14 protein-coding genes are annotated in these 14,154 nt (G+C 57.1%); 3 read left to right on the top strand and 11 right to left on the bottom strand.

Annotated features, from left to right (window positions below):
- The first annotated feature begins 11 nt into the window (after positions 1-11).
- Complete coding sequence (uvrA, locus tag ACWKX3_RS20765) at positions 12-2,837, top strand: excinuclease ABC subunit UvrA (RefSeq protein WP_006177467.1); 2,826 nt, start codon at positions 12-14, stop codon at positions 2,835-2,837.
- On the opposite strand, the gene ACWKX3_RS20760 is transcribed toward uvrA, so the two are convergent.
- The 6 genes from ACWKX3_RS20760 to dnaB all read right to left on the bottom strand — a co-directional run bounded on the left by ACWKX3_RS20760 (position 2,838) and on the right by dnaB (position 8,557).
- Entirely contained in the window at positions 2,838-3,191 is a 354-nt protein-coding gene (locus tag ACWKX3_RS20760) for an MmcQ/YjbR family DNA-binding protein (RefSeq protein WP_006177468.1), read from the bottom strand.
- Positions 3,192-3,193: 2 nt separating this feature from the next.
- On the bottom strand, positions 3,194-3,610 hold the full coding sequence (locus ACWKX3_RS20755) for a secondary thiamine-phosphate synthase enzyme YjbQ (RefSeq protein WP_006177469.1): 417 nt from the start codon (positions 3,608-3,610) through the stop codon (positions 3,194-3,196).
- A gap of 113 nt (positions 3,611-3,723) precedes the next feature.
- Positions 3,724-4,437, bottom strand: a complete 714-nt coding sequence (aphA, locus tag ACWKX3_RS20750; RefSeq protein WP_202561505.1) for an acid phosphatase AphA — start codon at positions 4,435-4,437, stop codon at positions 3,724-3,726.
- A 306-nt stretch (positions 4,438-4,743) separates the two neighbouring features.
- Positions 4,744-5,937, bottom strand: coding sequence for an aromatic amino acid transaminase (tyrB, locus tag ACWKX3_RS20745; RefSeq protein ID WP_058610091.1), 1,194 nt, complete (start codon positions 5,935-5,937; stop codon positions 4,744-4,746).
- A 118-nt stretch (positions 5,938-6,055) separates the two neighbouring features.
- A complete protein-coding gene (alr, locus tag ACWKX3_RS20740) occupies positions 6,056-7,135 on the bottom strand; it encodes an alanine racemase (RefSeq protein ID WP_282484834.1) in 1,080 nt (359 codons plus the stop codon).
- A 9-nt stretch (positions 7,136-7,144) separates the two neighbouring features.
- On the bottom strand, positions 7,145-8,557 hold the full coding sequence (gene dnaB, locus ACWKX3_RS20735; RefSeq protein WP_006177474.1) for a replicative DNA helicase: 1,413 nt from the start codon (positions 8,555-8,557) through the stop codon (positions 7,145-7,147).
- 66 nt (positions 8,558-8,623) lie between these two features.
- On the opposite strand from dnaB, the gene ACWKX3_RS20730 reads away from it, so the two are divergent.
- Positions 8,624-9,607, top strand: a complete 984-nt coding sequence (locus tag ACWKX3_RS20730) for a quinone oxidoreductase (protein ID WP_102891686.1) — start codon at positions 8,624-8,626, stop codon at positions 9,605-9,607.
- A 184-nt stretch (positions 9,608-9,791) separates the two neighbouring features.
- On the opposite strand, the gene pspG is transcribed toward ACWKX3_RS20730, so the two are convergent.
- The 4 genes from pspG to ACWKX3_RS20710 all read right to left on the bottom strand — a co-directional run bounded on the left by pspG (position 9,792) and on the right by ACWKX3_RS20710 (position 13,222).
- Positions 9,792-10,034 carry an envelope stress response protein PspG gene (pspG, locus tag ACWKX3_RS20725; protein ID WP_042321165.1) on the bottom strand — a complete coding sequence of 81 codons (243 nt, stop codon included), beginning with the start codon at positions 10,032-10,034 and terminating at the stop codon, positions 9,792-9,794.
- 136 nt (positions 10,035-10,170) lie between these two features.
- On the bottom strand, positions 10,171-11,166 hold the full coding sequence (gene dusA / locus ACWKX3_RS20720; RefSeq protein ID WP_042321168.1) for a tRNA dihydrouridine(20/20a) synthase DusA: 996 nt from the start codon (positions 11,164-11,166) through the stop codon (positions 10,171-10,173).
- 82 nt (positions 11,167-11,248) lie between these two features.
- Entirely contained in the window at positions 11,249-12,508 is a 1,260-nt protein-coding gene (gene traF / locus ACWKX3_RS20715) for a conjugal transfer protein TraF (protein ID WP_153682138.1), read from the bottom strand.
- A 225-nt stretch (positions 12,509-12,733) separates the two neighbouring features.
- Complete coding sequence (locus ACWKX3_RS20710; protein WP_006177479.1) at positions 12,734-13,222, bottom strand: cupin domain-containing protein; 489 nt, start codon at positions 13,220-13,222, stop codon at positions 12,734-12,736.
- 115 nt (positions 13,223-13,337) lie between these two features.
- On the opposite strand from ACWKX3_RS20710, the gene zur reads away from it, so the two are divergent.
- The gene (gene zur, locus ACWKX3_RS20705) at positions 13,338-13,850 is read left to right on the top strand and encodes a zinc uptake transcriptional repressor Zur (protein WP_088209299.1); all 513 of its coding nucleotides are present in this window, start codon (positions 13,338-13,340) and stop codon (positions 13,848-13,850) included.
- A gap of 68 nt (positions 13,851-13,918) precedes the next feature.
- Here the strand turns inward: zur and ACWKX3_RS20700 are convergent, their stop codons facing one another.
- The gene (locus ACWKX3_RS20700) at positions 13,919-14,128 is read right to left on the bottom strand and encodes a CsbD family protein (protein ID WP_042321172.1); all 210 of its coding nucleotides are present in this window, start codon (positions 14,126-14,128) and stop codon (positions 13,919-13,921) included.
- Positions 14,129-14,154 lie beyond the last annotated feature (26 nt).

Raw genomic sequence — 14,154 nt, 5'->3', positions numbered from 1 at the left:
GGGAAAGGTGAATGGATAAGATCGAAGTACGGGGCGCTCGCACCCACAATCTCAAAAATATCAACCTCGTCATCCCTCGCGACAAACTCATCGTCGTGACCGGGCTTTCGGGGTCTGGCAAATCCTCACTGGCTTTCGACACCCTGTATGCCGAAGGGCAGCGTCGCTACGTTGAATCACTCTCCGCGTACGCGCGCCAGTTTCTGTCGCTGATGGAAAAACCGGACGTTGACCATATTGAAGGGTTATCACCGGCTATCTCCATCGAGCAAAAATCGACCTCGCATAACCCGCGTTCAACGGTCGGTACCATTACTGAAATTCATGACTACCTGCGTCTGCTGTATGCCCGCGTGGGTGAGCCGCGCTGTCCGGATCACGACGTGCCGCTGGCGGCGCAAACCGTCAGCCAGATGGTCGATAACGTGCTGTCTCAGCCGGAAGGCAAACGCCTGATGCTGCTTGCGCCCATCATCAAAGAGCGTAAGGGCGAGCACACCAAAACGCTGGAGAACCTGGCAAGCCAGGGCTATATCCGCGCCCGTATCGATGGCGAAGTGTGCGATCTGTCCGATCCACCGAAGCTGGAACTGCAGAAGAAACACACCATCGAAGTGGTGATTGACCGCTTTAAAGTGCGTGAAGATCTGGCAACACGTCTGGCGGAGTCGTTTGAAACCGCGCTGGAGCTTTCCGGCGGTACGGCGGTGGTCTCCGATATGGACGACACCAAAGCGGAAGAGCTGCTCTTCTCCGCCAACTTTGCCTGCCCGATCTGCGGCTACAGCATGCGCGAACTGGAACCGCGCCTGTTCTCCTTCAACAACCCGGCGGGCGCGTGCCCGACGTGTGACGGCCTGGGCGTGCAGCAGTATTTCGACCCGGACCGCGTGATCCAGAACCCGGAGCTGTCCCTGGCGGGCGGTGCGATTCGCGGCTGGGATAAGCGTAACTTTTACTACTTCCAGATGCTGAAATCGCTGGCAGAGCACTATAAGTTCGACGTTGAAGCCCCCTGGGCCAGCCTGAGCGCAAACGTGCACAAAGTGATCCTGTTCGGTTCCGCTAAAGAGAACATCGAGTTCAAGTACATGAACGATCGCGGTGATACCTCCGTGCGCCGCCATCCGTTCGAAGGGGTACTGCACAACATGGAGCGCCGCTACAAAGAGACCGAATCCAGCGCGGTACGCGAGGAGCTGGCGAAGTTCATCAGCAACCGCTCCTGTGCAACCTGTGAAGGCACCCGTCTGCGTCGCGAGGCGCGCCACGTGTTTGTCGAAAACACGGCGCTGCCGACCATCTCAGACATGAGCATCGGTCACGCGATGGACTTCTTCACCAACCTGAAACTCTCCGGCCAGCGGGCGAAAATCGCTGAAAAAGTGCTGAAAGAGATTGGCGATCGTCTGAAATTCCTGGTGAACGTCGGCCTGAACTACCTGACGCTTTCCCGCTCTGCGGAAACGCTCTCCGGTGGTGAAGCGCAGCGTATCCGTCTGGCAAGCCAGATTGGCGCGGGCCTGGTGGGCGTAATGTACGTGCTGGATGAGCCGTCCATCGGCCTGCACCAGCGCGACAACGAGCGACTGCTTGGCACGCTGGTTCACCTGCGCGACCTCGGCAACACGGTGATTGTGGTCGAGCACGACGAAGACGCTATCCGCGCCGCTGACCACGTTATCGATATTGGTCCGGGTGCGGGTGTGCACGGCGGCCAGGTCGTGGCTGAAGGGACGCTGAAAGACATTATGGCGGTACCGGACTCGCTGACCGGCCAGTACATGAGCGGCAAGCGCAAAATTGAAGTGCCGAAACAGCGCGTGCCTGCCAACCCGGAAAAAGTGCTGAAACTGACCGGCGCGCGCGGGAACAACCTGAAAGACGTGACCCTGACGCTGCCGGTTGGCCTGTTTACCTGTATTACCGGCGTGTCCGGTTCCGGTAAATCGACGCTTATCAACGATACGCTGTTCCCGATTGCGCAGACGCAGCTCAACGGCGCGACGCTCGCTGAGCCTGCACCGTATCGCGAGATTCACGGGCTGGAGCATTTCGACAAGGTTATCGACATTGACCAGAGCCCGATTGGACGCACACCGCGTTCCAACCCGGCGACCTATACTGGCGTGTTCACGCCCGTACGTGAGCTGTTTGCTGGCGTGCCGGAATCACGCTCGCGCGGGTATACGCCAGGACGTTTCAGCTTTAACGTTCGCGGTGGTCGCTGTGAGGCCTGTCAGGGCGACGGCGTGATCAAGGTCGAGATGCACTTCCTGCCGGATATCTACGTGCCGTGCGACCAGTGCAAAGGCAAGCGCTATAACCGCGAAACGCTGGAGATTAAGTACAAGGGCAAAACCATCCACGAAGTGCTGGATATGACCATCGAAGAGGCGCGCGAGTTCTTTGACGCCGTCCCTGCGCTGGCGCGTAAGCTGCAAACGTTGATGGACGTGGGCCTGACCTATATTCGCCTTGGGCAGTCTGCCACCACGCTCTCCGGCGGTGAGGCGCAGCGCGTGAAGCTGGCGCGCGAGCTGTCCAAGCGCGGCACCGGCCAGACGCTGTACATTCTCGATGAGCCAACCACCGGCCTGCATTTTGCGGATATTCAGCAACTGCTCGACGTTCTGCATCAGCTTCGCGATCAGGGCAACACCATCGTGGTGATTGAGCACAACCTGGACGTGATTAAGACGGCAGACTGGATCGTCGATCTGGGTCCGGAAGGCGGCAGCGGCGGCGGTGAAATCCTCGTCTCCGGCACGCCAGAGACCGTTGCTGAGTGCGAAGCCTCGCACACCGCGCGCTTCCTCAAGCCGTTGTTGAAGTAATCATACCGACAGCTGCTGTCTGACCTGTTCAGGCAGCAGCTCTATTGCCTGCTGATAAGAGGCATCCACCAGGTAGTAAATCTGTGAATCGGGAATCGAACCGTCGAGATACACGGTGCTCCAGTGTGCCTTATTGAGATGCTGGCTCGGCCTCACATCATGATGCTGCTGACGCAGCAGATCGGCCAGTTCCGGGCTGGTTTTCAGCGCTGCCGCCGGGCGGCCTTCAACCTCTTTGACCATAGCAAAAAGCACGTCGCCGACCTTTATCTGCGTGGCTTTCCAGTCGTTGTGGACGCTTTGCTCCGCGCCTGATTTGTTCATGCAATACTGAAGTATCTCCGAAATTGTCATCTTTATTCCCCTTGTAGCGTAGCGATAATTTTACGCGGACCACCGTGAATGCGATGCTCTCCCAGCCAGATCCCTTGCCACGTGCCCAGCATCAGCCGCCCCTGGTGTACCGGCAACATCAGCGATACCCCCAGCAAAGAGGATTTGATATGCGAAGGCATATCGTCCGCCCCCTCATAGTCATGCTCATAGGCGGCGTTGTCGGGCACGGTTTTGAGAAAATGCCGTTCCATATCAGACCGGACGGTGGGATCGCAGTTTTCGTTTAACGTGAGAGAGGCGGACGTGTGCTGAAGCAGCAGGTGCAGCAAACCCGTTTTGACGCGCGATAAATCGCGGATTTGCCCGACGACTTCGTCCGTCACCAGGTGAAATCCGCGCGATTTTGCGCTCAGGGTCAGGGTCTGTTGATACCACATTGGCTGCTCCGTTAAGAAAGATGAATCTTTCTAAGTGTGCAGCAAGAAGGCGAAAGGTAAAACCCGCGGCGGCAAGATTTGATTAAAAAAGGATCCGGTCCGCCGCGCGGCCATTAATACTCTGAGTTAACAATCACCTCTTCGCCAAACTTTCCGGCCATCGGAAGCGGGCGATAGGTTGAGTTCGAGGCGCGTAACACCCGAATCCCTCTGGCCCCCACGTCGTGCGCGGCGGTGATGTCATTGTCAGAATCCCCGTAGAACACTTTGATATTTTTCTGCTCAAGCCACTGGGTTTTAGTGTTTTGCCCCTCTTTATCACCCGCAAAAATCACCGGGTTCATGCTGGCCGCCGGGATCAAAAAATCGTCCTGCAGGGTTTTAGAGACGGTCTCGGTTTTGGTCTGGCTACGACCGGTGACGAAGTAGATGCTGTCGCCGCGCTTAACGTGCATGGCGATCAGCGCCCGGGCAACCTCTTTCGGAATGCTGAACTCGTCCCAGCCGTTATTCATTTTTTCCCAGAACTCCGGGTTTTGCAGATAGGCTTCGCTGTCCGGCGAGAAGGTTTTCTTGCCGCGCCAGAAGCCGGGGCTGGAGAACAGCACGGTGTCGTCGATGTCGAAGCCGACGGCCATGGGTGCCCGGCCCATCAGGCTGTTTTCAATTTGTGCCACGGAGACCCAGTGAATGGGGGCTTGCTCGGCCAGGATGGCGGCGGTGGTGCCGGTGTAAAGCGGCGTCGGCGCAGATGCGCGTGCAACTACGACACTGTTAAGTGAGAACAATAAGCAGGCGGCGCTGAGCGCCAGTGTGATCTTGCGCATATTTCCCCTGAATATTCAGTTTGTTATCGTTTTATTTTGTGTGAGTGGTCAAAAAACTATCCGACCATAACCCCAGCGGCAGGGGAAGAAAAGGAGTTTTTGCTTATCAATCTGAAGAAAAAGAAGACGATCACAAAGCGAGACATCGACCTGAGTAGCCTGATGCCCTCACCCCGGCCCTCTCCCACAGGGAGAGGGAGAACACCCAGCCCATAGGCCCGGTAAGCGGAGCGCCACCGGGCGATCAGGCTGCACGGCGGCCTGATACCCTCTCCCACAGGGAGAGGGAGAAACGGTAGTGAGTGCTTACATTACAGCAGCAAACGCCTGCGCCACGCGCTGGACGTTATTGGCGTTCAGGCCCGCCACGCACATGCGGCCACTGGCGATCAGGTAGACGCCGAACTCCTCGCGCAGACGATCGACCTGTGCGGCGCTCAGGCCGGTATAACTGAACATGCCGCGCTGTTTCAGCAGGTAGTCGAAATTATGCCCCGGCACCGCCTCTTTCAGCACGTTCACCAGCTCCTGGCGCATCGACAGGATACGCTTGCGCATCGCTTCCACTTCCGCAAGCCAGTTGGCTTTCAGCTGTTCGTCACCGAGCACCGTTGCGACGACCTGCGCCCCAAAGTTCGGCGGGCTGGAGTAGATGCGGCGCACCGTGGCTTTCAGCTGCCCAAGCACGCGCCCGGCCGCTTCGGCATCTTCACACACGACCGACAGGCCGCCCACGCGCTCGCCGTACAGGGAGAAGATTTTAGAGAAGGAGTTGCTGATAAGTGCAGGCAGCCCGGCGTGGGCCACGGCGCGAATGGCGTACGCATCGTCTTCCATCCCTGCGCCAAAGCCCTGATAGGCGATGTCGAGGAACGGGATGAGATCGCGCGCCTTCAGCACCTCAATGACCGCATCCCACTCAGAATGGGTCAGGTCCGCCCCCGTTGGATTGTGGCAGCACGGATGCAGCAGAACAATGCTGCGCGCCGGCAGGGTGTTCAGTTTTTCAAGCAGGGCATTCACGCGCACGCCGTTGGTTTCGCTGTCGAACCACGGATAGGTCTCGACCTTAAAGCCTGCGCCTTCGAAAATGGCCACGTGGTTTTCCCACGTCGGGTCGCTGACCCATACGCCGGAATCCGGGAAGTATTTTTTCAGGAAGTCCGCCCCGACCTTCAGCGCGCCCGAGCCGCCCAGCGTCTGGATCGTCGCCACGCGCTTTTGCGCCAGCACCGGATGATCGTCGCCAAACAACAGCGGAGCGACGGTGTTACGGTAGCTGTTCAGCCCTTCCATCGGCAGGTAAAGCGAGGCGCCATGCGGTGTCGCGTTAAGACGCGCTTCGGCGTCGGCTACCGCCTGCAGCTGAGGAATAATGCCCTCCTCGTTGTAATAAAGGCCAATGCTGAGGTTCACTTTATCGCTGCGGGGATCTTCTTTGAAACGCTCCATCAAGGAGAGAATGGGGTCGCCAGCGTAGGCGTCTACTTTCTGAAACACGCGATGGTTCTCCGGATTATTATCAGGCAGGGAATTCAACAATAAACCGGAAGCAGAATAAGATCGAGGGGATGTTATCGTTGCGGGGGAGGCGCGCCGGGTCTCCCCCCTGAGGGTGTCAGTCTATGTACTTCATCGCGACGCGTGACGTCAGGCGCGTAATAAGTTCGTAAGCACTTACTCCCGTCATTTCCGCGATGCGCTCGACGGGCAGACCCTCGCCCCACATCACCACGTCGTCGCCCGCTTTGTCCTGGGCATCTGGCCCAAGGTCAACGCAGATCATGTCCATCGCCACGCGGCCTACCAGCTTCACTTCGCGGCCATTAACCAGTACAGGCGTGCCGGACGGCGCGGCGCGCGGGTAGCCATCGCCGTAGCCCATCGCCACCACACCCAGACGGGTATCGCGCTCGCTGGTCCAGGTGCCGCCGTAGCCCACCGGCTCCCCGGCTTTGTGCTCGCGCACGGCGATCAGGTTAGAGACCAGCGACATCACCGGCTGGAAGCCAAAATCAGGCCCCCACGGCTTATGCTCCAGCGGCGATACGCCGTAAAGAATAATCCCCGGACGCGCCCAGTCGAAATGGGACTGCGGCCACAGCAGAATGCCGCCGGAAGCCGCAATAGAGCGCGCGCCGGGCTTGCCTTCGCAGAAGGTGTTGAAGATATCAAGCTGCTGCTCGGTTGCGCCGCATTCAGGTTCGTCGGCGCGGGCAAAGTGGCTGACGATGTTCACCGGCTGGCGGACGTTTTTGCACTGGCACAGGCGCTGGTAGAACGTTTCTGCATCTTCCGGGCGCACGCCGAGGCGGTGCATACCGGTATCAAGCTTCATCCACACGGTGACCGGCTCGCTCAGCTTGGCCGTTTCAAGCGCCACCAGCTGTTCTTCGTTATGAACCGAAGTATGCAGATGCTGTTCGGCAATGGTCGGCAGATCGGCGGCTTCAAAAAAGCCTTCGAGCAGTAAAATCGGCTGGGTAATCCCGCCCGCGCGCAGGCGGAGTGCTTCTTCGAGACGGGCAACGCCAAAAGCGTCGGCATCGGGGAGCGTTCGCGCGGTCTCCAGAAGACCGTGTCCGTAAGCGTTCGCTTTCACGACTGCAACGAGCTTGCTGGCAGGTGCCAGTTCACGCAGACGTTGCAGGTTGTGTCGCAGAGCGCGGCGGTTAATAACAACAGTTGCCGCTTGCATTTGAATTCCTTATTCGTCGTCGTACTGCGGTCCCGCATAGTTATCAAAGCGTGACCATTGTCCATTAAAGGTCAGACGTACCGTACCGATTGGGCCGTTACGTTGCTTACCAATAATAATTTCAGCGATCCCCTTCAGGTCGCTGTTCTCGTGATACACCTCATCACGATAGATAAACATGATTAAGTCGGCATCCTGCTCGATGGAGCCGGATTCACGCAGGTCGGAGTTGACCGGGCGCTTGTCAGCACGCTGCTCCAGAGAGCGGTTAAGCTGGGAAAGCGCCACCACCGGCACCTGCAACTCTTTGGCTAACGCCTTAAGCGATCGGGAAATTTCAGCGATCTCCAGCGTACGGTTGTCGGAGAGCGACGGCACGCGCATCAGCTGGAGGTAGTCGATCATGATGAGGCCGATCCCGCCATGTTCACGCGCGATACGGCGCGCGCGGGAGCGCACTTCCGTTGGCGTCAGCCCGGAGGAGTCATCGATATAGATGTTACGTTTTTCCAGCAGTATGCCCATGGTGCCGGAGATACGCGCCCAGTCCTCGTCGTCAAGCTGGCCGGTACGGATGCGGGTCTGGTCCACGCGGGACAGCGATGCCAGGGAACGCATCATGATCTGTTCCGAGGGCATCTCAAGACTAAAGATAAGCACCGGTTTATCCTGCAACATCGCCGCGTTTTCGACGAGGTTCATCGCAAATGTCGTTTTACCCATCGACGGACGCGCGGCAACGATAATCAAATCCGACGGCTGCAGGCCAGCGGTTTTCTTATTGAGATCGTCATAGCCCGTGTTGACGCCGGTTACGCCATCGTGCGGCTGCTGGAAAAGCTGTTCAATACGCGCGACGGTGGCATCGAGCACCTCGGCGATGTTCTTCGGGCCTTCGTCTTTATTGGCGCGGCTTTCGGCGATTTTAAAAACGCGAGACTCGGCGAGATCGAGCAGGTCTTCGCTGGTGCGCCCCTGCGGATCGAAACCGGCCTCGGCGATTTCATTCGCCACCGAGATCATCTCGCGCACGACCGCACGTTCGCGCACAATGTCTGCATATGCGCTGATGTTGGCCGCACTTGGCGTGTTTTTCGAGAGTTCTGCCAGATAAGCAAAGCCGCCGACGCTGTCCAGCTGCCCCAGGCGCTCCAGCGATTCCGCGAGCGTGATCAGGTCAATCGGGCTGCCGGACTCCTGCAGGCGCGCCATTTCAGTGAAGATATGGCGGTGCGGGCGGGTATAGAAATCCTCTGCGACGACGCGCTCGGCGACATCGTCCCAGCGCTCGTTATCCAGCATTAAACCGCCCAACACCGACTGTTCCGCTTCAATCGAGTGCGGCGGGACTTTTAACCCGGCTACCTGAAAATCACGGTCGCGGGGTTCAGTCTGTTTGTTGAAGGGTTTGTTTCCTGCCATAGTGAATGGAGTTACCGAGATAAAGAGTGGGTCGAAAGATTACCATATTTTTCTGACGGAGGGAGCATGGCAACGCGCATTGAATTCCAGAAACATGGCGGACCAGAGGTGCTTAAAGCGGTGGAGTTTACCCCCGGCGCGCCTGGCGAAAATGAAGTCCAGGTTGAAAACAAAGCTATCGGTATTAACTACATCGATACCTACATTCGCGGCGGTCTCTATCCGCCACCGTCCATGCCGAGCGGGCTGGGAACCGAAGCGGCGGGCGTGGTCATCGGCGTCGGCAGCGCGGTTAAGCATCTTAAAGAGGGCGATCGCGTGGTGTACGCCCAGTCGGCGCTCGGCGCGTACAGCTCTGTCCACAACGTTCCGGCGGATAAAGCCGCCCTGCTGCCGAATGCGATCTCCTTTGAACAGGCCGCGGCCTCATTCCTGAAAGGGCTGACGGTCTATTACCTGCTGCGCAAAACCTACGAAATCAAACCGGACGAGCAGTTCCTGTTCCACGCCGCCGCCGGGGGCGTAGGGTTAATCGCCTGTCAGTGGGCGAAGGCGTTAGGTGCGAAGCTGATTGGCACCGTAGGCAGCGCGCAAAAAGCCCAGCGCGCAAAAGAGGCGGGCGCGTGGCAGATCATTAACTACCGTGAAGAGAGCCTCGTCGAGCGTTTAAAAGAGATCACCGGCGGCAAAAAAGTGCGCGTGGTGTATGACTCGGTAGGCAAAGACACCTGGGAATCGTCGCTGGACTGCCTGCAGCGCCGCGGCCTGATGGTCAGCTTCGGTAACGCCTCCGGGGCCGTGACCGGCGTTAACCTTGGGATTTTGAACCAGAAAGGGTCGCTGTACGTGACGCGTCCTTCCCTGCAGGGCTACATCACCAACCGGGAGGAGCTGGAGGAAGCCAGCAACGAATTGTTCTCGTTGATCGCCAGCGGCGTGATTAAGGTGGATGTGGCAGAAGCGCAGAAATATCCGCTGGCCGATGCGCAGCGTGCGCACGAGGTGCTGGAGAGTCGGGCGACACAGGGGTCAAGTCTGCTTATTCCCTGATCCCTGAAAAGAAATTGGGCTTCCCGTGGGAAGCCCTTTCTTTTTTTAGTTCGGCTGTATGTAGGGTACAGCTCGATGAATTCTGTAGCGGCAGCCATAGTGACAGATTCGATAAGTAAATCCTATTCTGTTCTAAGCCCCGTCGCCGGAAAAGTTGCAGGTATGTGACGAACCCCTCAATACCTTAGTAACGGAACCGGTTATTACGCTGATAAGTGGGGAGTTTTGGCGATTTAATGGCCCGTATAGCCCACACGACGGCAACCGCCAGCAGCAGCCACGGCAGCAGCTTGATCGTCAGGGCAAACAACCCGCCGATAAACATCACCACCGTTGCGACGACCAGCGCCGCGAGAATGCCGAGTAACGAGACGCCCGTCACCATCAGCATGACAAAAAAGCCAATCACAAAAAGTAGTTCCAGCATGGTGCTCTCCCACGAGTTCCCGAATAATGCGTTAACCATTACAAGAAACGTGCCAAAACTAACCCGTTGTTCTGAAAGCAAAACGCCCCGCAGGATTTTGCGAGGCGTAGTGAATTTGACTATCTTTTAGCGAAATTTATCGCTTATCGGCAACCAGACGCAGGGCGTGCTCAAGCACGTCAATATCGGCCCCCGCTTTGTGCGCATTTTCACTGAGATAGCGTCGCCACTGGCGCGCCCCCGGAATCCCCTGGAACAGGCCGAGCATGTGACGCGTAATGTGGCCGAGCCAGGTTCCGTTGCTCAGCTCGCGTTCAATGTAAGGGTACATTGCGCGTACGACGGATACGGGGTCAGTATCAGCACCCTCGACGCCAAAGATTTCGCGATCGACCGTCGCCAGGATGCCAGGGTTTTGATACGCCTCGCGACCAACCATCACGCCGTCCATATGCGCCAGATGCGTTTTGGCCTCTTCAAGCGATTTTATGCCGCCGTTAATCGACATCGTCAGATGCGGGAAGTCACGCTTCAGCTGGTATACGCGCGGGTAGTCCAGCGGGGGGATTTCACGGTTCTCTTTCGGGCTAAGGCCGGAGAGCCAGGCTTTACGCGCGTGGATGATGAACATCTCGCACTCCCCTTTGCCTGAGACCGTGTCGATGAAATCGCACAGGAATTCGTAGCTGTCCTGGTCGTCAATGCCGATACGCGTTTTCACCGTGACCGGAATCGAAACCACGTCGCGCATGGCTTTGATACTGTCGGCAACCAGCTGCGCGTTCCCCATCAGGCATGCGCCAAACATACCGTTTTGCACGCGATCGGACGGGCAGCCTACGTTGAGGTTGATCTCGTCGTAACCGCGCGCTTCGGCAAGCTTCGCGCACTGCGCCAGCGCCGCCGGATCGCTCCCGCCCAGCTGCAGCGCAACCGGATGCTCTTCGTCGCTGTAGGCCAGATAGTCCCCTTTTCCGTGGATAATCGCCCCGGTGGTCACCATTTCGGTGTACAGCAGCGTATGGCGGGAGAGCTGGCGCAGGAAGTAGCGGCAGTGTCTGTCCGTCCAGTCAAGCATCGGCGCTATGGAGAAACGGTGAGCGGGGAAAGCAGTCTGTAATTCTGACGACATGGCGAAGTTTTAAGCATCTGGTGGAAAAGGGGCGCTACTATAGCACAAAGAAACACCGGAGGCGGAGTGCCTCCGGTGCACTTTAGAAGGTCATGCTGAGCTGCGCGCCTGCGCCCCAGGTTTCATCTTCCCCATACAGTCCCATCAGGTCTACGTGGACCGTGTTGAACGGCGCAAAGCCCAGACCGCCGGTAAAGACATTGCTGTCGTTACCCTTCACGTCGGCACGGTAACCCGCACGCACCGCCAGCCAACTCAGCGGCGTGACTTCAGCACCTACGCCGACGTACTGAGAGGTATCTTCACTCTTAAAGCCTTTGGTTTCGGTCAAGTCACCGTCGGCGGTCAGCGTCACCAGATCGTTATGCCAGGCGGCACCGGCGGTGACCAGCGGGCGGATCTGATAGGTATCTTTGTAGCTCACCACTTCACCCGTGCGGCCATTGCGGATGCGAACATCTTTGGTGTCGATATCGCGCGACATCAGGTTCTGCCCGCTCACGCCCACCGTCCAGTGTTCACCGAAATCGGCGGCAATACCCGCATCAACGTTAAAACCGGTGTCGTCCGTACGGTAGCGGCTATCATTCCACTTGTTGCTGTCGTAATCGTAAATCGATGTGGTGTAGTTATAGACCCAGGTTTTCTGCAATTTTGGCGTCACGCCCACGGAGACCGGTACGCCGCCCAGGTCGAACTGACGGGCAACGGCGATACCGTAGTCGGAGACAATCGCCGCGCGGCCAGAGGCCGTGGAGTTGAGGTTTTTGGTGATTTGGTCAGTACCGTTCAGCGCAGCATCCAGCGCCACGCCTGCGGCCACCGCATCACTTCGTTGGATCCCGCGCAGGTAATCAATATCCTGCTGATCGATAGAGGAGCTGACGCGCCCGTGGGCATAACCTTTAGCCATAAACGCCACGGAGAGCACGTCGTTAGGAATGCTGACGGCAATCCCTGCACCGGCTGAAGCACGGGCGGTTTTGCCTTTAAGGTAATCCAGCTCGTCAGCGAGATCTTTCGCCGCGCCCTGGAACTGATTAATTGAGCCTAACGGATTGGTAATGATGTCGATGGGGGTGAGATTATCAATAACATCCTGATAGCGATTGATCTTATCGTTGATGTTATCAATTTCGTCCTGAAGGTTGTCTTTATCCGTAATTTGCGCGCCAACGGACGGTAATATTACCGTAACATCGTCCTCGGGTTTTGCCTTTGCTAATAACGCCGGGTTGATTAACGCCCCGCTGCCATAGCTCCCCGCCGCGACGCCCGTTCCACCCATTGCGTCGCTTCTCGCCTCCGCCCAGGTATTGGCTGCTCCCGCCTGATTTGCCATAAACAGGGAGACAGCGATGCTAACCACCGAAAATTTAAAATGTTTTTTCACAGTATGCTCGTCTTATAGTCTGTTATGAAATAACTCCCGTCTGTTATCACCCAAACAGGAACGAACTATTGCTGTGAATAAGAACGAAAAGACCCGCTATTTCTTTCCCTAAATAAAATTCCGTGAGGGCCTGTTGTTATGTGTGACGGCCCTCAATATTTATAGAAGAGGAAATTATTTTCGCCCAACTTTTCCATCGTGCGGGCCAAAAAACTGCGGAGGATGGTCAACCCAGCGGTCTTCACGCGTGGCGGCATACACCGGGTTGAGCGGATAGTAGATGCGGTTGTGCTTTTTATTGGCCTCTCCCACCACCAGTAACCGTACCTCCTCCTCGGTATTGTTGATAAAGGTATGGCAAACGCCGGTTCCGGCAGGAAAACCCACGCTGTCGCCCGGTTCCAGCTTCCACAGATAACCGTTGATCCAGGCTTCCGGGTAGCCTTCCAGCACGTAAACAAACTCCTCTTCATCGCTTTCCGCATGCGGATAAGAGGTGCGTCGGCCCGGCGGTAAACGCTCATGATGAATACCCATGCGGCTCAGCCCAAGCCTGCGGGCCAGCGGTGCGCCGATGGAAAACAGTTCGTTGCTATCGGGATAGGTTGCGTCGTCCGGGCCTTCAACGTCGCGCCAGTGTCGAATGCAGTCAGGTCTTTTCATGGTTAATGTCCGCTGTTGCAATGCGACAGGTATAGCACAGCCTGGGGAAACTCGGTGTTTTTAACAGAACATGATAAAGTGAGGGTTTTCCGCCCTATTACACCCGAGGTGCTTCATGGATAAGTCCACAACAGAGCTGTTAGTGCAGGCTGAAAAGCTGTGCGCGCAACGCAATGTGCGCCTGACTCCGCAGCGCCTTGAGGTACTGCGTCTGATGAGCCTGCAACAAGGTGCCATCAGCGCGTACGATCTGCTTGACCTGCTGCGTGAAAGCGAACCGCAGGCAAAACCGCCCACCGTCTATCGCGCGCTGGATTTTCTGCTTGAGCAGGGCTTTGTGCATAAGGTGGAATCGACCAACAGCTACGTGCTGTGTCACCTGTTCGATCAGCCCACCCACACGTCCGCAATGTTTATCTGCGATCGCTGTGGCGCGGTGAAAGAAGAAGGTGCGGAAGGGGTTGAAGACATCATGCATACGCTGGCGGCCAAAATGGGCTTCGCGCTGCGCCATAACGTCATTGAAGCACACGGGTTATGCTCCGCCTGCGTGGAAGTGGAATCCTGCAGCCATCAGGACGCATGTCAGCATGACCACTCCATCCTGGTGAAGAAAAAACCCCGCTAGCGGCAAAAGAAAAGGCGGCTCATGGCCGCCCTCAGGAGTACTTCCGTGTTCGCACGGGTGGTAATCAATTACCAGCGATAGTCGTTACGGGTTTCCCAGTCTTTGACTTCGGTTTCCGCCTGATCTTTCTCGTAACCGTAACGCTCCTGGATTTTACCTACCAGCTGGTCACGTTTACCTTCGATGACGGTCATGTCGTCATCGGTGAGTTTACCCCACTGTTCTTTCGCTTTACCTTTGAATTGCTTCCAGTTGCCGCCGATTTCGTCTTTATTCATAATCGTGTCCTCGTATTAAGCGTAAA

The sequence above is a fragment of the Enterobacter sp. UPMP2052 genome, assembly GCF_053709675.1.
Note: the sequence above shows the minus strand (reverse complement) of the source record. Positions and strands in the feature narration are given on the sequence as shown.

Bases quoted from the DNA above. Each gene is read 5' to 3' on its own strand.
- ACWKX3_RS20710 (WP_006177479.1), bottom strand. From the start codon at position 13,222: ATGAAAAGACCTGACTGCATTCGACACTGGCGCGACGTTGAAGGCCCG.
- ACWKX3_RS20755 (WP_006177469.1), bottom strand. From the start codon at position 3,610: ATGTGGTATCAACAGACCCTGACCCTGAGCGCAAAATCGCGCGGATTT.
- uvrA (WP_006177467.1), top strand. From the start codon at position 12: ATGGATAAGATCGAAGTACGGGGCGCTCGCACCCACAATCTCAAAAAT.
- ACWKX3_RS20760 (WP_006177468.1), bottom strand. From the start codon at position 3,191: ATGACAATTTCGGAGATACTTCAGTATTGCATGAACAAATCAGGCGCG.
- pspG (WP_042321165.1), bottom strand. From the start codon at position 10,034: ATGCTGGAACTACTTTTTGTGATTGGCTTTTTTGTCATGCTGATGGTG.
- dusA (WP_042321168.1), bottom strand. From the start codon at position 11,166: ATGTCGTCAGAATTACAGACTGCTTTCCCCGCTCACCGTTTCTCCATA.
- alr (WP_282484834.1), bottom strand. From the start codon at position 7,135: ATGCAAGCGGCAACTGTTGTTATTAACCGCCGCGCTCTGCGACACAAC.
- ACWKX3_RS20730 (WP_102891686.1), top strand. From the start codon at position 8,624: ATGGCAACGCGCATTGAATTCCAGAAACATGGCGGACCAGAGGTGCTT.
- ACWKX3_RS20700 (WP_042321172.1), bottom strand. From the start codon at position 14,128: ATGAATAAAGACGAAATCGGCGGCAACTGGAAGCAATTCAAAGGTAAA.
- traF (WP_153682138.1), bottom strand. From the start codon at position 12,508: ATGGCAAATCAGGCGGGAGCAGCCAATACCTGGGCGGAGGCGAGAAGC.
- zur (WP_088209299.1), top strand. From the start codon at position 13,338: ATGGATAAGTCCACAACAGAGCTGTTAGTGCAGGCTGAAAAGCTGTGC.
- aphA (WP_202561505.1), bottom strand. From the start codon at position 4,437: ATGCGCAAGATCACACTGGCGCTCAGCGCCGCCTGCTTATTGTTCTCA.
- dnaB (WP_006177474.1), bottom strand. From the start codon at position 8,557: ATGGCAGGAAACAAACCCTTCAACAAACAGACTGAACCCCGCGACCGT.